The sequence below is a fragment of the Caulobacter sp. 602-2 genome (genome assembly GCF_011043625.1).
GTDB lineage: Bacteria > Pseudomonadota > Alphaproteobacteria > Caulobacterales > Caulobacteraceae > Caulobacter.
Genome location: NZ_JAAKGT010000001.1, coordinates 794,671 through 813,076, shown reverse-complemented (window position 1 = coordinate 813,076; position 18,406 = coordinate 794,671). Strand labels below are relative to the sequence as shown.

The 18,406-nt window shown below is 70.3% G+C and carries 17 protein-coding genes; 9 read left to right on the top strand and 8 right to left on the bottom strand.

Going from position 1 to position 18,406, the window contains the following annotated elements:
- Window positions 1-165 precede the first annotated feature (165 nt).
- Genes G5B46_RS03690 through G5B46_RS03670 form a run of 5 tightly spaced genes read left to right on the top strand, consistent with a single transcriptional unit; the run spans window position 166 to window position 5,211 of the window.
- The gene (locus G5B46_RS03690; protein ID WP_165256154.1) at window positions 166-621 is read left to right on the top strand and encodes a MarR family transcriptional regulator; all 456 of its coding nucleotides are present in this window, start codon (window positions 166-168) and stop codon (window positions 619-621) included.
- A 7-nt stretch (window positions 622-628) separates the two neighbouring features.
- Window positions 629-2,638 (top strand): FUSC family protein, encoded by a 2,010-nt coding sequence (locus tag G5B46_RS03685; RefSeq protein WP_165256152.1) that lies wholly within the window; start codon window positions 629-631, stop codon window positions 2,636-2,638.
- Window positions 2,635-2,844, top strand: a complete 210-nt coding sequence (locus tag G5B46_RS03680) for a DUF1656 domain-containing protein (protein ID WP_165256150.1) — start codon at window positions 2,635-2,637, stop codon at window positions 2,842-2,844. The genes G5B46_RS03685 and G5B46_RS03680 overlap by 4 nt, the downstream gene beginning before the upstream one ends.
- Before the next feature lie 7 nt (window positions 2,845-2,851).
- Entirely contained in the window at window positions 2,852-3,763 is a 912-nt protein-coding gene (locus G5B46_RS03675; RefSeq protein ID WP_165256148.1) for an efflux RND transporter periplasmic adaptor subunit, read from the top strand.
- Window positions 3,760-5,211 (top strand): efflux transporter outer membrane subunit, encoded by a 1,452-nt coding sequence (locus G5B46_RS03670; protein ID WP_165256146.1) that lies wholly within the window; start codon window positions 3,760-3,762, stop codon window positions 5,209-5,211. Before G5B46_RS03675 ends, G5B46_RS03670 begins: the two co-directional genes overlap by 4 nt.
- A gap of 171 nt (window positions 5,212-5,382) precedes the next feature.
- Here G5B46_RS03670 and G5B46_RS03665 read toward each other — a convergent pair whose 3' ends face one another.
- On the bottom strand, window positions 5,383-6,705 hold the full coding sequence (locus tag G5B46_RS03665; protein ID WP_165256144.1) for an Hsp70 family protein: 1,323 nt from the start codon (window positions 6,703-6,705) through the stop codon (window positions 5,383-5,385).
- 154 nt (window positions 6,706-6,859) lie between these two features.
- Between G5B46_RS03665 and G5B46_RS03660 the strand changes: the two genes are divergently transcribed.
- Window positions 6,860-8,680 carry a methyl-accepting chemotaxis protein gene (locus tag G5B46_RS03660; RefSeq protein ID WP_165256142.1) on the top strand — a complete coding sequence of 607 codons (1,821 nt, stop codon included), beginning with the start codon at window positions 6,860-6,862 and terminating at the stop codon, window positions 8,678-8,680.
- A gap of 3 nt (window positions 8,681-8,683) precedes the next feature.
- On the opposite strand, the gene G5B46_RS03655 is transcribed toward G5B46_RS03660, so the two are convergent.
- On the bottom strand, window positions 8,684-8,965 hold the full coding sequence (locus G5B46_RS03655) for a type II toxin-antitoxin system RelE/ParE family toxin (RefSeq protein ID WP_165256140.1): 282 nt from the start codon (window positions 8,963-8,965) through the stop codon (window positions 8,684-8,686).
- Window positions 8,962-9,210: a hypothetical protein gene (locus G5B46_RS03650; protein WP_165256138.1), complete on the bottom strand. Its 249-nt coding sequence runs from the start codon at window positions 9,208-9,210 to the stop codon at window positions 8,962-8,964. The genes G5B46_RS03655 and G5B46_RS03650 overlap by 4 nt, the downstream gene beginning before the upstream one ends.
- Before the next feature lie 103 nt (window positions 9,211-9,313).
- Between G5B46_RS03650 and G5B46_RS03645 the strand changes: the two genes are divergently transcribed.
- On the top strand, window positions 9,314-10,492 hold the full coding sequence (locus G5B46_RS03645) for an NAD(P)/FAD-dependent oxidoreductase (protein WP_165256136.1): 1,179 nt from the start codon (window positions 9,314-9,316) through the stop codon (window positions 10,490-10,492).
- Window positions 10,493-10,584: 92 nt separating this feature from the next.
- Here the strand turns inward: G5B46_RS03645 and G5B46_RS03640 are convergent, their stop codons facing one another.
- The 3 genes from G5B46_RS03640 to arsC form a co-directional block, all read right to left on the bottom strand.
- The gene (locus tag G5B46_RS03640; RefSeq protein WP_165256134.1) at window positions 10,585-12,666 is read right to left on the bottom strand and encodes a DEAD/DEAH box helicase; all 2,082 of its coding nucleotides are present in this window, start codon (window positions 12,664-12,666) and stop codon (window positions 10,585-10,587) included.
- A 321-nt stretch (window positions 12,667-12,987) separates the two neighbouring features.
- Complete coding sequence (locus G5B46_RS03635; RefSeq protein ID WP_165256132.1) at window positions 12,988-14,028, bottom strand: substrate-binding domain-containing protein; 1,041 nt, start codon at window positions 14,026-14,028, stop codon at window positions 12,988-12,990.
- Between the two features lie 178 nt (window positions 14,029-14,206).
- Window positions 14,207-14,590, bottom strand: a complete 384-nt coding sequence (arsC, locus tag G5B46_RS03630; RefSeq protein ID WP_165256130.1) for an arsenate reductase (glutaredoxin) — start codon at window positions 14,588-14,590, stop codon at window positions 14,207-14,209.
- A 138-nt stretch (window positions 14,591-14,728) separates the two neighbouring features.
- Between arsC and G5B46_RS03625 the strand changes: the two genes are divergently transcribed.
- Complete coding sequence (locus G5B46_RS03625) at window positions 14,729-14,881, top strand: hypothetical protein (protein ID WP_165256128.1); 153 nt, start codon at window positions 14,729-14,731, stop codon at window positions 14,879-14,881.
- On the opposite strand, the gene G5B46_RS03620 is transcribed toward G5B46_RS03625, so the two are convergent.
- Window positions 14,878-15,972: a serine hydrolase gene (locus G5B46_RS03620; protein ID WP_165256126.1), complete on the bottom strand. Its 1,095-nt coding sequence runs from the start codon at window positions 15,970-15,972 to the stop codon at window positions 14,878-14,880. The genes G5B46_RS03625 and G5B46_RS03620 overlap by 4 nt on opposite strands.
- Before the next feature lie 268 nt (window positions 15,973-16,240).
- Between G5B46_RS03620 and G5B46_RS03615 the strand changes: the two genes are divergently transcribed.
- Window positions 16,241-17,035 (top strand): helix-turn-helix domain-containing protein, encoded by a 795-nt coding sequence (locus G5B46_RS03615; protein WP_165256124.1) that lies wholly within the window; start codon window positions 16,241-16,243, stop codon window positions 17,033-17,035.
- A gap of 11 nt (window positions 17,036-17,046) precedes the next feature.
- On the opposite strand, the gene G5B46_RS03610 is transcribed toward G5B46_RS03615, so the two are convergent.
- On the bottom strand, window positions 17,047-18,297 hold the full coding sequence (locus tag G5B46_RS03610; RefSeq protein WP_165256122.1) for an MFS transporter: 1,251 nt from the start codon (window positions 18,295-18,297) through the stop codon (window positions 17,047-17,049).
- Window positions 18,298-18,406 lie beyond the last annotated feature (109 nt).

Genomic DNA, 18,406 nt, shown 5'->3' with positions numbered 1-18,406 from the left:
GAGGGCCGGAGGGGGAAGTTCCTCCTACCTCTGAGCTGCGACACCATGAACGGCCCCGCTCCCACGAGCGGGGCCGTTTTTCTTTTCGCGCCGGCTTGCATCGATATCGATAGGAAGCTATCTAAATAGATAGCAAGCTACCTATCGTTCTTTGAGCATCGTTACATGACGTCCCGCATTCCCAGCGAACGCACCTTCACGGGCGCGGTGCTGCGCTTGGCGCGCATCTACCGCCGCGAGGTCAATCGCGCCCTGGCCGAGCATGGCCTTTCCGACGCTCGCGCCCTGCCGGTGCTACACATCGCCCGCGCCGGCGGCGGCATGCGACAAGGCGTTCTGGCCGAGGAGCTGGGCGTCGAAGGCCCGTCGCTGGTCCGCGTGCTCGACCAGCTGTGCGCCGCCGGCCTGGTGGAGCGTCGCGACGACCCCGCCGACGGCCGCGCCAAGACCCTGCACCTGACCAGCGACGGCGCGGCCCTGGCCGTGATCGCCGAAGACACCGTCCAGTCCGTCCGCTCGCGTCTGCTGGTGGGCGTCAGCGACGAGGATCTGGCCGCCACCCTGCGCACCTTCGCCGCCTTCGAGGCGGCCCTGGAAGCGGCCAACGGGCAGGGGGCGTAAGGCTCTCATGCCCAAGTTCGACCGGTGGACGCTGCTGTTCTCGCTGAACAGCTTCGTCGCCGCCATGCTCGCCCTGTGGATCGGTTTCGCCGTCGGCCTGCCGCGTCCGTACTGGGCCATGACCACGGCCTACATCGTCAGCCAGCCGCTGGCCGGGGCCGTGCGCTCCAAGGCGCTGTACCGCGTGCTCGGCACCATGCTGGGCGGCGCGGCCGCCGTCGCCCTGGTGCCCAACCTGGTCAACGCGCCCGTGCTGCTGTGCCTGGCCCTGGCTTTGTGGGTCGGCGCCTGCCTGACCATCTCGCTGCTCGACCGCACGCCGCGCAGCTATGTTCTGATGCTGGCTGGCTACACCGCCGCCATCATCGGCTTTCCGGCCGTCAGCCAGCCTGGCGCGATCTTCGACCTGGCCGTCTGGCGCGTGGTCGAGATCGGCCTGGGCATCGTCTGCGCCACCCTGGTCCACAGTCTCGTCTTCCCGCGTCCCGTCGGGACCATCCTGCGCGCTCGCCTGGGCGCCTGGCTGGGCGAGGCCGACCGCTGGGCGCTGGACGTGCTGAAGGGCGCCGACGAAGAGGCTTTCGCCCGCGATCGCCGCCACCTGGCCGCCGCCGCCAGCGAGATCCAGATGCTGGCCACCCACCTGCCGTTCGACACCACCCGCCTGCGCGAGACCACCGGCGTCGTGCGGGCGCTGCACGAGCGCCTGCTGATCCTGATCCCGCTGCTGTCGGGCCTGTCCGACCGCATGCAGGCGCTGAAGGACGTCGCTGATCCCGCCGCCCGCCGGGCGCTGGACGCCGTCGTCGCCTGGATCAAGGCCGGGGCCGGCCGCGGCGCGGGCCTTGACCTGATCGATCGCCTCAAGGCCGAGGCGGCCGAGCGGCGCGGCGGCGACTGGAACGCCCTGCTGGTCGAGAGCCTGCTGGCGCGGCTGGCCGAGACCGTCCAGGCCCTGGGCGAGGGCCATGCCCTGATGAGCCGGCTGGAGAACCCCGACGCCCCGCTGTCGCCCAACCTGGCGGCCGCCACGGCCAGCGCCGCCCGCCGGCGCATGCACAGCGACCTGCCGCTGGCGTTGCTGTCCGGGGCGGCGGCGGCCATCGCCGTGCTGCTGTCCTGCGCCCTCTGGATCGTTTCGGGCTGGGGCGACGGCGCTTCGGCGCCGGTCATGGCGGCGGTGTTCTGCTGCTTCTTCGCGGCCATGGACGACCCCGTGCCGGCCATCCGCAGCTTCGGGGTCTTCACCCTGGTCTCGTTGCCGCTGTCGGCGCTTTACATGTTCGCCGTGCTGCCGGCTATCGACGGCTATCCGCTGCTGGTCCTGACCCTGGCGCCGCCTCTGCTGTTCATCGGCCTGTTCATTCCCAACCCCAAGACCATGGGCGCGGCGCTGGCCACGCTGATGGGGTTCTGCAACGCGCTGGCCCTGCAGGAGACCTTCAGCGCCGACTTCGCCAGCTTCCTGAACGTCAATCTTGGCCAGTTCGTCGGCCTGGGGGCTGCGATCTTCGTCACCGCCGCCATGCGCTCGATGAGCATCGACGCCGGCGCCCGGCGCCTGCTGTCGCGCACCTGGAAGAACCTGGCCCGCCTGGCCCGGTCCAGCCGCGCGCCCGAGCCGGCCGCCTTCGCCGCCGCCCTGGTCGACCGCCTGGGCCTTCTGACCCCCAAGCTGGCCGCGGTCGGTCCGCGCCACGATCTGGTCGGCGTCGACGTGCTGCGCGACCTGCGGGTGGGCATGAACCTCGTCACCGTCCAGACCGCCCGCGGCGACCTGTCGGGCCCGGCCCGCGCCAGCCTCGACGCCGTCCTCGACGGGGTGGGCGACCACTACGCGGCCCTGTCGGCCGGTCGTCGCGCCCCGCCGCACGCCGATCTGCTGAAGAGGGTCGACCTGGCGCTGAGCCGCCTGGGCGAAGCCCCGTTCGTACCCGGCGGCGTCACCGGCCTCGTAGGCCTACGCCGCAATCTCTTCCCCGACGCCCCCGCCTTCAATCCGGAGCCCGCCGCATGACCGGCGAATACAACATCGACGGCGTCTTCCTGTCGTCCGTCCTCGTCTCGGCCGTCGTGGCCCTCGTCGCCGCCTTCGTGCTCCGACGCGTGCTGTCCTGGGTCGGCGCCTACCGCTTCGTCTGGCACCCGGCGCTCTTCGACACCGCGCTCTTCGTCATCCTCTGGGCCGCCGCGGTCGCGACGCCCTGGCCTTTCCGCACCTAAGAAAAACATGCCCCAGCTGAAAACTCTCCTCCCGCAAGCCGGCCGCGTCGCGGTCACCCTGGCCGTCGTCGCCGTCGCCGTGGTCGGGGGCAAGCGCCTCTGGGACCACTACCAGGTCGATCCCTGGACCCGTGACGGCCGCGTCCGCGCCGACATCGTCCAGGTCGCCCCCGACGTCTCGGGCCTGGTGACCGCCGTCCAGGTGGTCAACGACCAGACGGTCAAGGCCGGCCAGCCGTTGTTCTATGTCGACCGCGACCGCTACGCCCTGGCGCTGCGGCAGGCCGACGCCGTCGTCGCGTCCCAGAAGGCCCAGCTGGCCCAGGCCCGTCGCGAACTGGCCCGCAACCGCGTGCTGGGCGACCTGGTGGCCGGCGAGATCACCGAGCAGAGCCTGGCCAAGGTCGAGCAGGGCCAGGCCGCCCTGGCCCAGGCGCTCGCCGCTCGCGATCTGGCGGCGCTGAACCTGTCGCGCACCCTGGTGGTCGCGCCCACCGACGGCTTCCTGTCGGACCTCACCCTGCGCACCGGCGACTACGTCACCGCCGGCAAGCCGGTTCTGGCCCTGATCGACAGCCGCTCCTACCGGGTCGAGGGTTATTTCGAGGAGACCAAGCTCAAGGGCCTGCACGTCGGCCAGAAGGTCAGCGTCACGGTGATGGGCGAGGACAGGCCGCTGCACGGCCATATCCAGTCGATCGCCGCCGGCATCGAGGACCGTGACCGCGCCGCCGGGGCCAGCCTGCTGCCCAACGTCAACCCCACCTTCAGCTGGGTGCGCCTGGCCCAGCGCGTGCCCGTCCGCGTCGCCCTGGACGAGACGCCCAAGGACCTGCGCCTGATCGCCGGCCGCACGGCCACCGTGGCCGTGCTGGGGCAGGGGGCTGGGAAGGTCGCCGGCAAGGGGGCTGTCTCGTGAGCACGATCCGCACCCTGGCGGCCGCGGCCTCGCTGCTGGCGCTCGCCGCCTGCACCACCGTCGGTCCTGACTACAAGCGTCCCGACGTCGCCAAGATCAACGAGCCCGCCGCCCAAGCCCCATTCATGGGCGCCTCCAGCGCCGCCGTCAGCCAGGATCCGGTCCCCGACGGCTGGTGGAAGCTCTATGACGACGAGACCCTCAACGGTCTGGTCCAGGAAGCCCTGAGCGCCAACACCGACCTGCGGGTCGCCGCCGCCAACCTAGCCCGCGCCCGCGCCGTGGCCGGCGAGGCCGACGACGCCGGCGGCTTCTCGGTCGGCGCCTCGGGGGCCGCGATGCGCGCCCGCGAGTCCGGCGAGCAGTACCTGATGACCCAGCCCCTGCCGGTCGAGAACCTGGCCGACGCCGGCGTGAAGGTCTCCTACCAGGTCGACCTGGTGGGCCGCCTCAAGCGCGCCGCCGAGGCCGCCCACGCCGACGCCGACGCCAGCCAGGCCGCCCTCGACCTGGCCCGGGTCAGCGTCGCCGCCGATGTCGCCCGGGCCTATGTCGAGGCCTGCTCGGCGGGGCACGAAATCCATGTCGCCGAGCACAGCCTGGAGCTCCAGCAGAAGGGCCTGGAGGTCACCAATCGCCTGATCGCCGCCGGCCGCGGCACGGCGCTGGACGCCACCCGCGCCCGCGCCCAGGTCGACCTGCAGCGCGCGGCGATCCCCAGCTTCGAGGCCCATCGCAAGGCCGCGCTCTACAAGCTGGCCGTGCTCACCGGCAAACCGCCCGCGGAGTTCCCCAAGGCCGTCGAGGCCTGCGCCTCGCCGCCGAAGCTGTCCCAGCCCCTGCCGGTGGGCGACGGCGCGGCCCTGCTTGCGCGCCGTCCCGACGTGCGCCAGGCCGAGCGCGCTCTGGCCGGCGCCACCGCCCGCATCGGCGTGGCCCGCGGCGCGCTCTATCCGAACATCAGCTTCGGCATGGGCGCGGGCTCGACGGGCCTGCTCGCCGACATCGGCCAGCCGGCCGCCAACCGCTGGAGCCTGTCGGGCCTGATCTCCTGGACCCTGCCGGGCGAGGGCGAGCGCGCCCGCATCCGCGGCGCCGAGGCCGGGGCCGACGGGGCGCTGGCGCGGTTCGACGGCGTGGTGCTCAACGCCCTGCGCGAGACCGAGACCAGCCTGACCGCCTACGCCCACGAACTCGACCGCAACGCCGCCCTGCGCGCCGCCCGCGACGAGGCCGTGAAGGCCGAACGCCAGGCCGCCGCCCTCTACAAGGCCGGCCGCGCGCCCTACCTTCAGGGCCTGGACGCCCAGCGCACCCTGGCCGGCGCGGAAGCCTCCCTGGCCGCCTCGGACGCCGCCGTCGCCGCCGACCAGGTCGGCCTGTTCCTCGCCCTCGGCGGCGGCTGGGAAACCGCGCCGCCCGTGAAGACGGTGCAGGCGCAACGCTGAGCCACACGCCAACAGATCCTCCCCCTCTGGGGGAGGCAGCCCGGAGGGCCGGAGGGGGAAGTTCCTGATGAGCCTGAGTCGGGCCCCGACGTGGGAAGTCCCTTCCCCCTCAGTCGCTCCGCGACAGTTCCCCCTTCAGGGGGAGCATCTTGGACGAAGGGCCGGAGGGCCTCACCCCGGCGCGCGTTCGCTCCACAGGTCGAGATCCGTCTCATGCCCGATCAGGGCCAGGCCCGAGGCGATCGACTCGAACTCGCCGCCGCTCTCGATCCGTTCGGCCCCGAAGCGGCGCAGGAAGATGTCCCGCACGGCCGGCACGAACGACGAGCCGCCGGTCAGGAACACGCGGTCGACGCCCTGCGCGGCCAGGCCCGAACGCTCCAGGGCCTGGTCCACGGCCGTCTCGATGGCCTTCAGTTCCGGGGCGATCCAGCCCTCGAACTCCTCGCGGGCCACCTCGCGCTCGATCTCCACCGAGCCGGCCTTGAACGAGAACCGCGCGCTCTCCTGGCTCGACAGCGCCTCCTTAAGGCCTGAGACCGAGCGGTAGAGGGCGTAGCCGTGGTTGTCGTCGAGCACCTCGATCAGCCGGGCGATCTTCTCCGGCTCGACCGCGGTGCGCTCCAGGGCGCGGATGTCGCGCATGTCCTTGGACGCCCGCAGCAGGGCCAGCTGGTCCCAGCGGGCGAAGGCGGTGTAGTAGCGCTGCGGGATCGGCAGGCGGCTGGACATGGCCTTGTACAGGCTGCCCTTGCCCAGCTCCGGCGAGACGACGTTGTCGATGATCCGGTAGTCGAAGGCGTCGCCGGCCACGCCGACGCCGGAACGGGCCAGGGGCACCGAGCGCAACTGGCCCCCGTGGCGCTCGAACCGCACGATCGAGAAGTCGCTGGTGCCGCCGCCGAAGTCGGCCACCAGCACCGTGGCGTCGTCCTTCAGCTGGCGGGCGAAGAAGAACGCCGCGCCGACCGGTTCGTGGGCGTAGCGGATGTCGGAGAAGCCGAGCCGCTCGAACGCGGCCTCATAGCGGCGCAGGGCCAGGGCCTCGTCGGGATTGCCGCCGGCGAAGGTCACGGGCCGGCCGACGATCACCCGCGGCGGCAGGTCGCTCATCTGGCCGCCGGCATGGTCGCGCAGCTTGAACAAGAAGGCGGCCAAGAGGTCCTCGAACAGGTAGCGCTTGTCGAGGATGCGGGTCTCGGTGAAGGCCGCGCTGGCCGCGAAGGTCTTGAACGACTGGACGAAGCGCGTCTCCAGCGGATCCTCGACATAGGCCTCGATGGCCCAGGGACCGGCCTCGATGATGCGCTCGCTGGGAGCGCCGTCCGGTCCGGCCAGCGAATGGAAGCTCAGGGCCGATCGGAACGCGAAGACGTCCTTCTCGCCGACGGGAAAGCGCACCAGGCGCGCGGGACCGGTTCCGTCGGCGATCGCGACGACGGTGTTGGTGGTGCCAAAATCGATGCCGATCGTCGGCTGGACGGCGGACGTCATGGGAAAAGCTCGGGCCGGGGAGGGGCCGTGCGTCCTACAGCCGTGAGCGCGGGGGTCAAGCGACTTAACCGGGTTTTTACGTCGCAGCCGAAAAACTGCGTTCGACTACCGCGAATCCGGGGCGGACCAGACAAACATCCGGGGGGAAACGCACATGAAGCTCGACGATCTCAAGATCGCGTCGAAGGTCGCCTTGCCGGCCGTCGTGCTGGGCGCGGCGGTGCTCGGCTGCACCGGCCTGGGCGTCTGGCAGCAGAAGAGCCTGGATGCGGCCACCAGCCGCCTGGTCGAGCACCGCGCCCCCGCCGAGGTGCAGTCGGCCCGCTTCAGCCGTCGCCTGGCCATGATGGGCCATGCCGCCCACCGCACGGTGACCTACGACGGCGCCTCGGCGCAGGCCGCGGCGGCCTCCAAGGAGCTCGACAAGGTCTATGCCGAGGGCAAGGACAGCCTCGACAAGATGACGGGCTTCGACCCCGCGATCACCGAGAAGGCCGAGGGCTTCCGGGCGCGTATCGACGCCCTCTACGCCGAGGCGCGCGGCGCGGCCGACAAAGGTTTGGCCAATGATGACACCGGTGCCATGTCGCATCTGGCCGTCATGGATCCGGCCATCGACGGCCTGGCCAAGGACGTGAAGGCCTGGGGCGACGGCTATCACGAGGAAACCGACGCCATGGTCACGGCCGCCCGGACCAAGGCCGAGCGCGGCGTGCTGCTGACCCTGCTGTTCGGCGTCGCTGCGGCCCTGGGGGGCGTGGCCTTCGCGCTGTGGATCGGCGCGGTGAAGATCTCGCGGCCGGTGGCGGGGCTGTCGCGGGCCATGAGCGACCTGGCGGAGGGAAGGCTCGAGGCCGCGGTGGCCGGCGCCGGTCGCCGCGACGAGGTGGGCCTGATGGCCAGGGCCGTCCAGGTGTTCAAGGACAACGCCGTGGCCCTGCGCGACGCCCAGGCCGAGCAGGCCCGTTCCCGGGCCGCCGGCGACGAGGAGCGCGGCCGCAGCGAAGCCGCCCGCGAGGTCGCCGCGCGCGAGCAGGCCTTCGTCATGCAGGCCATCGCCCAGGGCCTGTCGCGCCTGTCGCGCGGCGACCTGACGGTGCGGGTCACCGAGGCTTTCCCGGACGGCTATCGCCAGCTGCGCGACGACTTCAACGCCGCCATGGGCGATCTCGACGAGGCCATGGGCCAGATCCTGGCGGCCGTCGACGGCATCGGCCGGGGCTCCGACGAGATCGCCGCGGCCGCCGACCAGACCGCCCGCCGCAGCGAGCAGCAGGCCGCTGGCCTGGAAGAGACCGCTGCGGCCCTGGACGAGATCACCGCCACCGTCCGCCGCGCCTCGCAGGGGGCCGGCGAAGCGGCCCGCGTGGTCGGCTCGGCCCGCGGCGACGCCGAGCGCTCGGGCCAGGTGGTGCGCGGCGCGGTCGAGGCCATGACCGGCATCGAAAGCTCCTCGCGCCAGATCGGCCAGATCATCGGCGTCATCGACGAGATCGCCTTCCAGACCAACCTGCTGGCCCTGAACGCCGGTGTCGAGGCCGCGCGGGCGGGCGAGGCTGGACGTGGTTTCGCGGTCGTCGCCCAGGAGGTCCGCGCCCTGGCCCAACGCTCGGCCGACGCCGCCAAGGAGATCAAGACCCTGATCTCGACCTCGGCCCGCCAGGTCGACGAGGGCGTCAAGCTGGTCGGCCAGACCGGCGAGGCGCTGGAGGGCATCGTCTTCAAGGTGGGCGAGATCGACGCCCTGGTGCGCGAGCTGGCCGCCTCGGCCGGCGAACAGGCCACGGGCCTCAACGAGGTCAACGCCGCCGTCAACCAGATGGACCAGGGCGTGCAGCAGAACGCGGCCATGGTCGAGGAAGCCAACGCCGTCGCCCACGCCCTCAAGAGCGAGATCGTCGGCCTGGCGGAAATGACGAGCCGCTTCCGGGTGTCGACCGCGAGTGAGGCGCGGGGCTATCGGATGGCGGGGTAGGGCTCAGCGCTCGCGGGCGTGCTTGATGTGGGTGACGATCACGGCAGACGCGGTGATGCGATATTCAATCACGTAGCCGGAATCTCCGAAGCGCACGTTGATTTGTCGAAAGTCTGGATGCGGTCCGATGCGGCCGCGTTCCGCATGGTCCCCAAGAGAGAGGAGCGTAACGTGCAAGGCGTCCATGGCCCGCTCAGCCGCGCCGGGACTTTTCGCCGCCAGAAAATCGTCAAGTCTGAGAAGGTCTCGACGCGCCCGATTGGCCAGCCGGACCGTCCGTGTCATTTCCGCCCGGCCTGCTTGGCCTTCACGTTCGCACGAAGTTCGGCCATCACCTCATCGACGGAGTACGAGACGCCGGTGCGCTCGTAATCCTCCAGTGCTTCGATGGAGGTCGCCCAATCGTCGTCGATCGCCTGGTCGATGGCGTGGAGGGCGAAGGCCTCGGGGGTCACGCCGGCCGCCTCCGCGGCGGCGCGCAGGCGCTCGGCGCGTTCGGGATCAAGGTGGATGTCAGCGCCGTCGGCCATGGATCAAGGATCGCTCCGGCGGATTGAGGCGTCAACGTTCGGTTCGCATTGACTTTTCCCCCGCGCACCCGTCCTTGGCGCGCTCAATCGAAAGGGCCGGGTCTTGGAACAGTTCGACGTCGTGGTGCTCGGAGCGGGCGCGGCCGGCATGATGTGCGCCATCGAGGCCGGCAAGCGCGGGCGCAGGGTGCTGATCGTCGATCACGCCAAGGCGGCCGGCGAGAAGATCCGCATCAGCGGCGGCGGTCGCTGCAACTTCACCAATGTCGGCGCCGCGCCGGCCAACTTCCTGTCGGCCAACCCGAAGTTCTGCGTCTCGGCCCTGCGCCGCTATCGCCCGGCCAACTTCATCGAACTGGTCAGGAAGCACGGCATCGCCTTCCACGAGAAGACACTGGGCCAGCTGTTCTGCGACGGCTCCTCCAAGGAGATCATCGCCATGCTGCTGTCGGAAATGGATGAGGCCGGCGTCGTGCTGCGCCTGGAGACCGCGATCCAGGGCGTCGACCGGCAGGGCGAAGGCTTCGTCGTCGAACTGTCCAGCGGCCGCGTCGCCTGCGCCTCGCTCGTGGTGGCGACCGGCGGCAAGTCGATCCCGAAGATGGGCGCGACGGGCGTCGGCTACGACATCGCCCGCCAGTTTGGCCTGGCCATCATCGAGCCGCGCCCGGCCCTGGTGCCGCTGACCTTCGAGGCCCGCACGCTGGAGCGCCTGTCGCCGTTGTCGGGCGTCTCGGTCGACGCCGTGGTCGCCAGCGGCAAGACCAGGTTCCGGGAAGGCATGCTGTTCACGCATCGGGGGCTTTCGGGGCCCTCGATCCTGCAGATCTCGTCCTACTGGCGCGAGGGCGGCGAGATCACCGTCGACATGGCGCCGGGCGTCGACGTCTTCGCCACCCTGAAGGCCGAGCGTTCGGCCAACGGGCGTCGGGCGCTGCACACCGTGCTCGGCGAGATCGTGCCCAAGCGTCTGGCCCAGAAGATCGTCGAGGACGAGGGGATCGGCGGCAACATCGCCGACTGCTCCGACAAGGTGCTGGCCCGGGTCGCCGGCGTGGTGAACAGCTGGACCTTCAAGCCCGTGGGCTCGGAAGGCTATCGCACGGCCGAGGTGACGCTGGGCGGCGTCGACACCGACGGCCTGGATTCACGCTCGATGGAGGCCAAGGCCGCGCCGGGCCTCTATTTCATCGGCGAGGTCGTCGACGTCACCGGCTGGCTGGGCGGCTACAATTTCCAGTGGGCCTGGGCGTCGGGCTGGTGCGCGGGGCAAGCGGTCTAGAGGCCCTCCGCCTGCGCTGAAACTTCCGCGTCTCAGCGCTCGCCCCCATAAAGACGTTGGGCCGCCTCTCGAAGGAGAGGCGGCCCACGCTTTTACTTCTTCTTGAACGGCTTGCCGCCGAACTCGCCCTTGGCCTTGAAGGGCTTGGGGCCCTTGAAGGCCGGCTTGTCGCCGAAGGTGGGCTTGCCCTTGAACGGCTTGGCCGGCGCGTCGCCGAACGCCTTCGGAGCGCGGGGCTTGTATTCGCGCGGACCGTCGGCGTTGTCGCGGCTCTTGTACGGGCGCGGAGCCTCGTCGCGCGACTTGAAGTCCCGCTTGGGCGGGCCGCCCTCGGCGCCGTCGTGGCGCGGCTTGAAGGCGCGCTTCGGACGCTCGTCAGACCCTTGCGGGTCGTACGGACGTGAGGCTTCGTCGCGGGGCGGACGCGGCTTGAACTCGCGGCGCGGACGATCTTCACCATCCTCGCGGGGCGGACGGGGACCACGCGGCGGACGCGGGGCGTCGCCGTCGAACTCGCGACGCGGGCCGCGCGGGGCCGGCGCCGTGGTCGGGGTGATCTGGACGTCCTCGCGCACGGTGGTCTGCACCGCCGCGCCGAACTTCACGGCGGCTTCGGCCGAGATCTCGAACTTGCTGTCGTAGTCGAAGATCCGGATCGAACCGATGTCCTTCTTGGTGATGTGGCCCTGGCGGCAGATCAGCGGGATCAGCCACTTGGGATCAGCGTTGCCGCGACGGCCGACGCTGATGCGGAACCACTCCGAGCCTTCCATGCTCGTGCGCGGCTCGCGCTCGGGACGGTCGCCGAAGTCGCGGGGCTCACGCGGTTCGCGCGAACGCGGGCCCGGATCGGCGCCGTGGCGCGGATCGTCGTAGATTTCTTCCGGCGCCGGCAGCTTGGCGCGGCGGGTGCGGATCAGGGCCGCGGCGATCTCGGTCGGCGTGCGCTTGGCCAGCATGGCCTCGGCCAGGGCCAGATCTTCCTCGTTGGAGGTCTCGGCGAAGATCGGGTCGTCGAGAAGGCGCTCGGTGTCCTTGGCGCGGATCTCGTCGGCGCTCGGCGCGCCGCCCCAGACGCCCTCGACGCCGGCGGCGAACAGCAGCTGCTCGGCCTTGCGACGACGGGTGTAGGGCACGACGAGGGCGGAAACGCCCTTCTTGCCGGCGCGGCCGGTGCGGCCCGAACGGTGCAGCAGGGTGGCCTTGTTGATCGGCAGTTCGGCGTGGATCACCAGGCCGAGGTCGGGCAGGTCGAGGCCGCGGGCGGCGACGTCGGTGGCCACGCAGACGCGGGCGTGGCCGTCGCGCAGGGCCTGCAGGGCGTCGGCGCGTTCGCGTTGCGACAGCTCGCCCGAAAGGCCGACGACGTCGAAGCCGCGCTCGCGCAGCTTGGCGTGCAGCGAACGGACGCTTTCGCGGGTGTTGGCGAACACCATCGCGCCGGGGCTTTCGAAGTAGCGCAGCAGGTTGACGACCGCGTGCTCGGTCTCGTTCGGCGCCACGCGCACGGCGCGATATTCGATGTCGCGGTGCGGCTCGTTGCGGTCGATCGTGTCGATCCGATAGGCGTCGTTCTGGTAGTTCTTGGCCAGGGCGATGATGTCGCGAGCCAGGGTCGCCGAGAACAGCAGGGTGCGGCGTTCGGCCGAGGCGGCGTCGAGGATGAACTCGAGGTCCTCGCGGAAGCCCATGTCGAGCATCTCGTCGGCCTCGTCGAGGACGGCGACCTTAAGTTCCGACAGGTCCAGGTGGCCGCGTTCGATGTGATCGCGCAGGCGGCCCGGGGTGCCGACGACGATGTGGGCGCCGTAGTTCAGCGCGCGCTGCTCGCGACGGGCGTCCATGCCGCCGACGCAGTTGACGACCACGGCCTTGGCTTGGGCGTAGAGCCAGGTCAGCTCGCGGTTCACCTGCATGGCCAGTTCGCGAGTCGGGGCGATGACCAGCGCCTGGGGCAGGGCGGCGCGGTCGAAGGTCTCGGCTTCGCCCAGCAGGGTGGTGGCGGCGGCCAGGCCGAAGGCGACGGTCTTGCCCGAGCCGGTCTGGGCGCTGACCAGCAGGTCGCGGCCTTCGGCTTCGGCGTCCAGCACGGCGGCCTGAACGGGGGTGGGCTCGGCGTAACCCTGAGCAGCGAGGGCCCGCTCAAGAGCGGGGTGGGAGGCGGGGAAGGGCATCTTGGTCCAGTTCGATCCTGCAGGCGGCGCGCACACAAAAAACGCCCGCGGCCTGCGCCACGACCAAATTACGACCCCGTTGTCCCGGACCCGTCTGATTGGTCACTTGTCATGAAAATAAACCTCTCCGGCCGCCAAAACGAGGCGTTTGAGCCAGCGAGGACATTTGCAAGGGCGCGTTAAGACGCCAAACCGCCAAGAAACGCAAGGGGCGGCCGACGATTAGCGCCGACTGCGGCGCTTTGGCCGCAGGGGAGCGCAAAGAAAAACGCCCCGTCCGGAGGTCCGGACGGGGCGCTTCTGGAAGGTTCGACCTGCCGATCAGCCCTTGGGCGGAGCCATCAGGGTCAGCTTGCTGGCCGTGGCCTTGGCGGCTTCGTGCTGCGCGGGCGGCAGCGGGATCAGGCCGCGGCCCTGCAGGTAGCCGCCGCGGCCGGTGGCGGCGTCGGAGACGAACTCGCTGAGGAATTCCTTCAGACCCGGCGTCACGCCGACCTGGCCCTTCTTCACGTAGATGAAGAGCGAGCGCGACACGGGGTAGGTGCCGTTGGCGATCGTCTGCGGGGTGGGCTTCACGCCGTTGACGCTGGCGCCCTTGATGACGTTGGCGTTCTCTTCGAGGAACGAGAAGCCGAACACGCCCAGCGCGCCGGGGGTCTTGGTCAGGGTGCCGACGATGGCGTTGTCGTTCTCGCCGGCGTCGATCCAGGCGCCGTCCTTGCGCATCGGGTCGACCTTGGCCTTGAAGCCCTTTTCGTCGCTGTCGTGCAGCGCCTTGGCGGTCGGGAACTTCTTGGCGCCGCCTTCGATGGCCAGCTCGACCCAGGCGTCACGGGTGCCCGAGGTGGGCGGGGGACCGTAGACCAGGATGCGGTTGGCCGGCAGGCCGGCGCCGACGTCCTTCCAGGTCTTGTAGGGGTTGCTCACGAACTGGCCGCCGCGCAGGGCGTTCTGGGCCAAGCCCAGATAGAGGTGTTCGAGCTTGAAGTTGTAGTCGGGCGACTTCTTGTCCATCGCGATGACGATGCCGTCGAAGCCGATCTTGATCTCGATGATGTCCTTGACGCCCTTGGCCTTGCAGGCCTCGTACTCGGACTTCTTCATCGGACGCGAGGCGTTGGCGATGTCGGGGAAGCCCTCGCCCATGCCGCCGCAGAACATCTTGATCCCGCCGCCGGTGCCGAGGCTCTCGACCTTGGGCGACTTCTTGCCGGTCTTCTTGGCGAAGTTCTCGGCGACGCGGGTGCTGAACGGGAAGACGGTCGACGAGCCGGCGGCCCAGACGTAGTCGCGGGCGGCGTGGGCGCTGGGAGCCAGGGCCAGCAGGCCGAGCGCGGCGGCGGCTCCGAGGAAGGCTTTCATGGACGACATCCTGATGGGTCGGCTTGGGGCCATTGGAATCTTGGACGTGCCGGGCGGACCTTTCGGGGGGAATGGTCTCCGACCTCGTCGACCGCAGATTAGCGGCGGCGAGGTCGGCTATTTGTCACAGTTCGACGACAGATTTGCGACAGGCGGCGGGTAAACGTCCGACCACGGATCAGGATGCGTCCGCCGGAGGGTGACGGTCGAGGATTTCCAGCACCTTTTCCTTCGGCCTGGCGAGCACGGCGCCCTTGGGCGTGACGACGATCGGGCGCTCGACCAGGATCGGATGCTCGACCATCGCCGCCAGGATCGCATCCTCCGCGGCGGCCGGACCGGTCAGGCCCAGCTCCTCGGCCGGCGTGCCCTTGACGCGCAGCAGGCCGCGGGCGCCCAGGCCCGTGCGGGCGGCCAGGTCCTTCAGCTGTTCCAGCGTCCAGCCGGCCTTCAGGTACTCGACCACGGTCGGCGCGTAGCCGGCCGCCTCGATGATCGCCAGCGTGTTGCGCGAGGTGCCGCACTTGGGATTGTGGAAGATGGTGACGGGGAAATCGGTCATGGCGGCCTCTGGGTCGGATGCCTGGCTGATAGCAGCCGACAGGCCTGCCGGCCACGTCGCGTTCGTCGCTCCTGGATAGTAGTTGCGATTCAATCTCAATAATGCGAGAGGGACGCCCCGCCCGAAAAGGAGCGCCCCATGCGCGACGACCGGGGTCTGGACGACCCGCCGCCTTCACTCGACGAACTGCTCTCCGAGCCCATCGTGCGCCTTCTGATGCGCCGCGACGGGGTGGAGGAGGGCGACGTGCGCAAGCTGATCGCCCGGGTCGCCCTCGTGCGCCGCCGCTAGAGCCCCCGCAGGACCAGGTTGGGCAGGACGCTGTTGTCCCATTCGGGCGTCTTGGGCGGGGCGTCGCCCACCCGAAGAACGATCAGGCGCTGGGACGGCACGATGTAGACCACCTGGTTGGAGTTGCCGCAGAAGAGATAGAGATCGTCGGCGGCGTAGGGCTGGCTGTGCAGGATCTTGGGCCAGGGCGTGTCGGGCGCGGCCCAGCCGCGGCGCTCGACGTACGGAGCCCCGATATAGACGCCCAGACCGTAGTGCGGGTTCTGCTCGGTCGGGGTGCGCATCTCTCCGACATAGCCCTCGGGCAGCAGGCGCTTTCCATCGTGCACGCCGTCGTCGATCAGCAGGATGGCCAGGCGCAGCCAGCTTTCTGCCGGCAGCAGGATGCAGCAGCCCGAATGCGCCAGGCCGCCCGGACGGTCGACCCAGATCTGTCCCCCGGGCGCGTCGATGGGCTTCAGCACCTCTTCGGAGATGAACTCGGCGTAGCGGCGGCCGGTGGCGCGCTCGATCACCAGGGCCACCAGTTCGGAGGTGGCGTTGGCGTAGTCGTAGCGGCTGCCCGGCGGGTTCACGAGCGGGTAGTCGTTGATCAGGATGTCGTCGTGGCGCGGGTGCAGATAGGCCCGGTTCAGCACGTCGGCCGGATCGGTGCTGAAGCCCTGCGGCAGGAAGCCGGTGCGCATGTCCAGCGTGTGGCGCACCAGGATGTCGGCCTTGGGCGTGCCCTTCCACTCGGTGATGAAGTCGGCCAGCGACTGGTCCAGCGACTTGATGACGCCCAGGTCGAGAGCCCGGCCGATGGCGACGGCGGTCAGCGGCTTGGCCAGCGATTTCGACGCCAGCAGCGAGGGACGGGTCGCGCCGGCGAAGTAGGTCTCGCGCTCCAGCACGCCGTCGCGCCAGACCATGAAGGCCTTGGCGTTGCTTTGTTGGGCGTAGGCCTCGGCGGCGTCGAGGGCGGCGGCGTCGATCGTGGCCGGCGAGGCGGCGGGAATCAGCGTGCGGCCGGCGGCGCCGGGCACGGGTTCGAGCGTGTCGTAGGTCTCCTGCGGCGCATTGGCGGCAGCCTGAAAGCGCTGAAGATACAAGGACTCGTCGGCTGACGTTGCGGAAGTTTCAGCGCTCATTTCGGGCTCCGACGTTATGTGAGCCTGACCGTAAATCCACGAATTGCCACTTCGTTGACCGCGTGGTCAAATATCCGCCCTGCGAAAGAGCAGGCGACGCACAAAAGACGACTCCGACCGTTGCGGGGCTTCGTTGCGCTATCCGGCGAACGGATAGTCGGGACGTGGTTTCCGCCAGACCCCCGCCGCCGCGGTCTGGAGTTCGCGTGAATCTGGAGGAGGCGTTTCGATGGAAAAAGGTGTGCCGATCAGGGCCATCAGCCGCTGCATCTCGGTGCTGCAGGCGATCAACCGGCGTGGTTCGCTGTCGATGATGGAGATCGCCCAGACCTCGGGCGTTCCCTATCCGACGGCCTGCCGCATCGTGCAGACGCTGCTGCACGAGAAGCTGATCGAGCGGGAGCCGGCGCGGAAGCGCTATCGACCGACGATGCTGGTGCAGTCGCTTTCGCACGGGTTCCAGGAGAGCGATCGCCTGGTGGCCTGCGCCCGGCCGCACATCGTCGACCTGACGGCCAAGGTGACCTGGCCCGTGTCGATCGCCACCCGGGTGGGCCAGCAGATGATGATCCGCGACTCGACCCACACGATGACGTCGCTGACGCTGAACAACTACTATCCGGGCTACACCCTGCCGATCCTGGAGAGCGCGGCGGGCAAGGCGTATCTCGCCTTCGCCTCGCCCGACGAGCAGGCGGCGGTGCTGGAGGCCTATCGCCGCGGCGAGGGCCAGGTGGATCCGCTGACCCTGCAGTACGCGGAGTCCGGCGGCATGTTCTCCGACATCATCGAGGCGGGCGTGGCGACCAAGGGGCGCAACCCCTACACGGCGACGCCCGGCAAGACCTCGTCGATCGGCGCGCCGATCTTCAACAGCGAGGGCGTCTGCGGGGCGTTGGTGCTGGTGTTCTTCTCCTCGTCGATGAAGATGCCCGACGCCGTGAAGCAGTACGGCGACAAGCTGAAGATCGCCGCGGCGGCCATCAGCCGCGACCTGTCCGAACCTCTGTCCCGCGCCGCCTGAGGGCGGTGCGGTCAGGGCTTTTGCTTGGGCGTCTCCCATTGCGGATAGCGTCCCATCAGGAGGATCAGCGCGCCGCTGGCGATAAAGCCGGCGGCCGCGATCGCCAGGGCGCGGCCGTAGCCGCCGTCGTGGTCGTAGAGCGCGCCGATGCCGATCGCGCCGATCGGGACGCCCAGCGAGATCGCCACGCCGATCAGGGCGTAGACCGCGCCGTACGAGCGCATGCCGAAATAGCGGGCGACGAAGAAGGCGGCGACGTCGACCTCGCCGCCCTGCGCCGCGCCGATCAGCAGCACCGCGAGCACCGCCAGCGGCCACTGGCCGTGGCCGATCGCCAGCAGGCCCACGCCCAGCGCCGGCAGCACCAGGGCGATGGCGGCGGGGATCGGGGCCCAGAAGCGGTCGACCGCCCAGCCGACGACGATGCGGCCCAGGGCCACCGAGACGGCCAGCAGGGCCACCAGCCAGCCGGCGGCCTGGGCGTCCAGCCCCTGGTCGGTGAGGATCGGCTGCAACTGGCTGATCACGCCGGTCAGGCCCGCCGTGGCCAGCAGGATGGCCAGGGCCAGGATCCAGAAGCGGCCGGTCTTCAAGGCCTGGCCGGCGGTCAGGCCGACCTGGGAAACCTGCCGGGCGGCGGCGATCTCGCCCTCGGCCGCGCCCTTCCTGGCCAGCCAGCGGGGGCGCTCCCACAGGGCCAGGAACACGGTGGGCAAGGCGACCAGCAGCGACAGGCCCGCCAGCGTCGCATAGCCGCCGCGCCAGCCGTGATGGGTGATGACGAAGTTCAGCAGCGGAGCGCTGAGCGCGGCGACCAGCGACACACCCGTCAGGGTCAGGCCCAGCGACAGGCCGCGACCCTTCTCGAACCAGGTGTTGACCGCCCGGGTGTAGCCGATCGGTCCGGTGCCGCTGCCCAGGATCACCAGCAGGGCGAAGAGGCCGTAGAAGGCCCCCAGCGACGGCGGCATGGCCGCCAGCATCGCATAGACCGCCGCCAGCAGGCCGATGGAGACCATCGCCACGGGGCGAACCCCGACCTTGTCGATCAGCCAGCCCAGCACGGGGGCCACGAACAGGGCCGCCAGGGCCGCGCCCTGGGCCTGGGCGATCTGGCCGCGGGTCCAGCCCAGATCGGCCTGCAGGGCCTTCACGAACAGCGAGCCGACATATTGCTGCAGGCTGATGCCGCAGCCGACCCCGACCCCGGCCGCGAGCACCACGCGCCAGCCCCTGCGGAATTCGTCCCGAACTTCGCTCACGCTTCACATCCCCCGGGCCGACTGGCCCCAATGTCCCCAGTCGAGCATCCGACGGCCCGCGCGCGGCGCGCCATCGCTTCGCGCGGGCTGATCGACAGGCGGGGAGGGC

Bases quoted from the DNA above. Each gene is read 5' to 3' on its own strand.
- G5B46_RS03635 (WP_165256132.1), bottom strand. From the start codon at position 14,028: ATGAAAGCCTTCCTCGGAGCCGCCGCCGCGCTCGGCCTGCTGGCCCTG.
- G5B46_RS03675 (WP_165256148.1), top strand. From the start codon at position 2,852: ATGCCCCAGCTGAAAACTCTCCTCCCGCAAGCCGGCCGCGTCGCGGTC.
- G5B46_RS03680 (WP_165256150.1), top strand. From the start codon at position 2,635: ATGACCGGCGAATACAACATCGACGGCGTCTTCCTGTCGTCCGTCCTC.
- G5B46_RS03690 (WP_165256154.1), top strand. From the start codon at position 166: ATGACGTCCCGCATTCCCAGCGAACGCACCTTCACGGGCGCGGTGCTG.
- G5B46_RS03650 (WP_165256138.1), bottom strand. From the start codon at position 9,210: ATGGCCGACGGCGCTGACATCCACCTTGATCCCGAACGCGCCGAGCGC.
- G5B46_RS03685 (WP_165256152.1), top strand. From the start codon at position 629: ATGCCCAAGTTCGACCGGTGGACGCTGCTGTTCTCGCTGAACAGCTTC.
- G5B46_RS03625 (WP_165256128.1), top strand. From the start codon at position 14,729: ATGCGCGACGACCGGGGTCTGGACGACCCGCCGCCTTCACTCGACGAA.
- G5B46_RS03660 (WP_165256142.1), top strand. From the start codon at position 6,860: ATGAAGCTCGACGATCTCAAGATCGCGTCGAAGGTCGCCTTGCCGGCC.
- arsC (WP_165256130.1), bottom strand. From the start codon at position 14,590: ATGACCGATTTCCCCGTCACCATCTTCCACAATCCCAAGTGCGGCACC.
- G5B46_RS03665 (WP_165256144.1), bottom strand. From the start codon at position 6,705: ATGACGTCCGCCGTCCAGCCGACGATCGGCATCGATTTTGGCACCACC.
- G5B46_RS03640 (WP_165256134.1), bottom strand. From the start codon at position 12,666: ATGCCCTTCCCCGCCTCCCACCCCGCTCTTGAGCGGGCCCTCGCTGCT.
- G5B46_RS03655 (WP_165256140.1), bottom strand. From the start codon at position 8,965: ATGACACGGACGGTCCGGCTGGCCAATCGGGCGCGTCGAGACCTTCTC.
- G5B46_RS03615 (WP_165256124.1), top strand. From the start codon at position 16,241: ATGGAAAAAGGTGTGCCGATCAGGGCCATCAGCCGCTGCATCTCGGTG.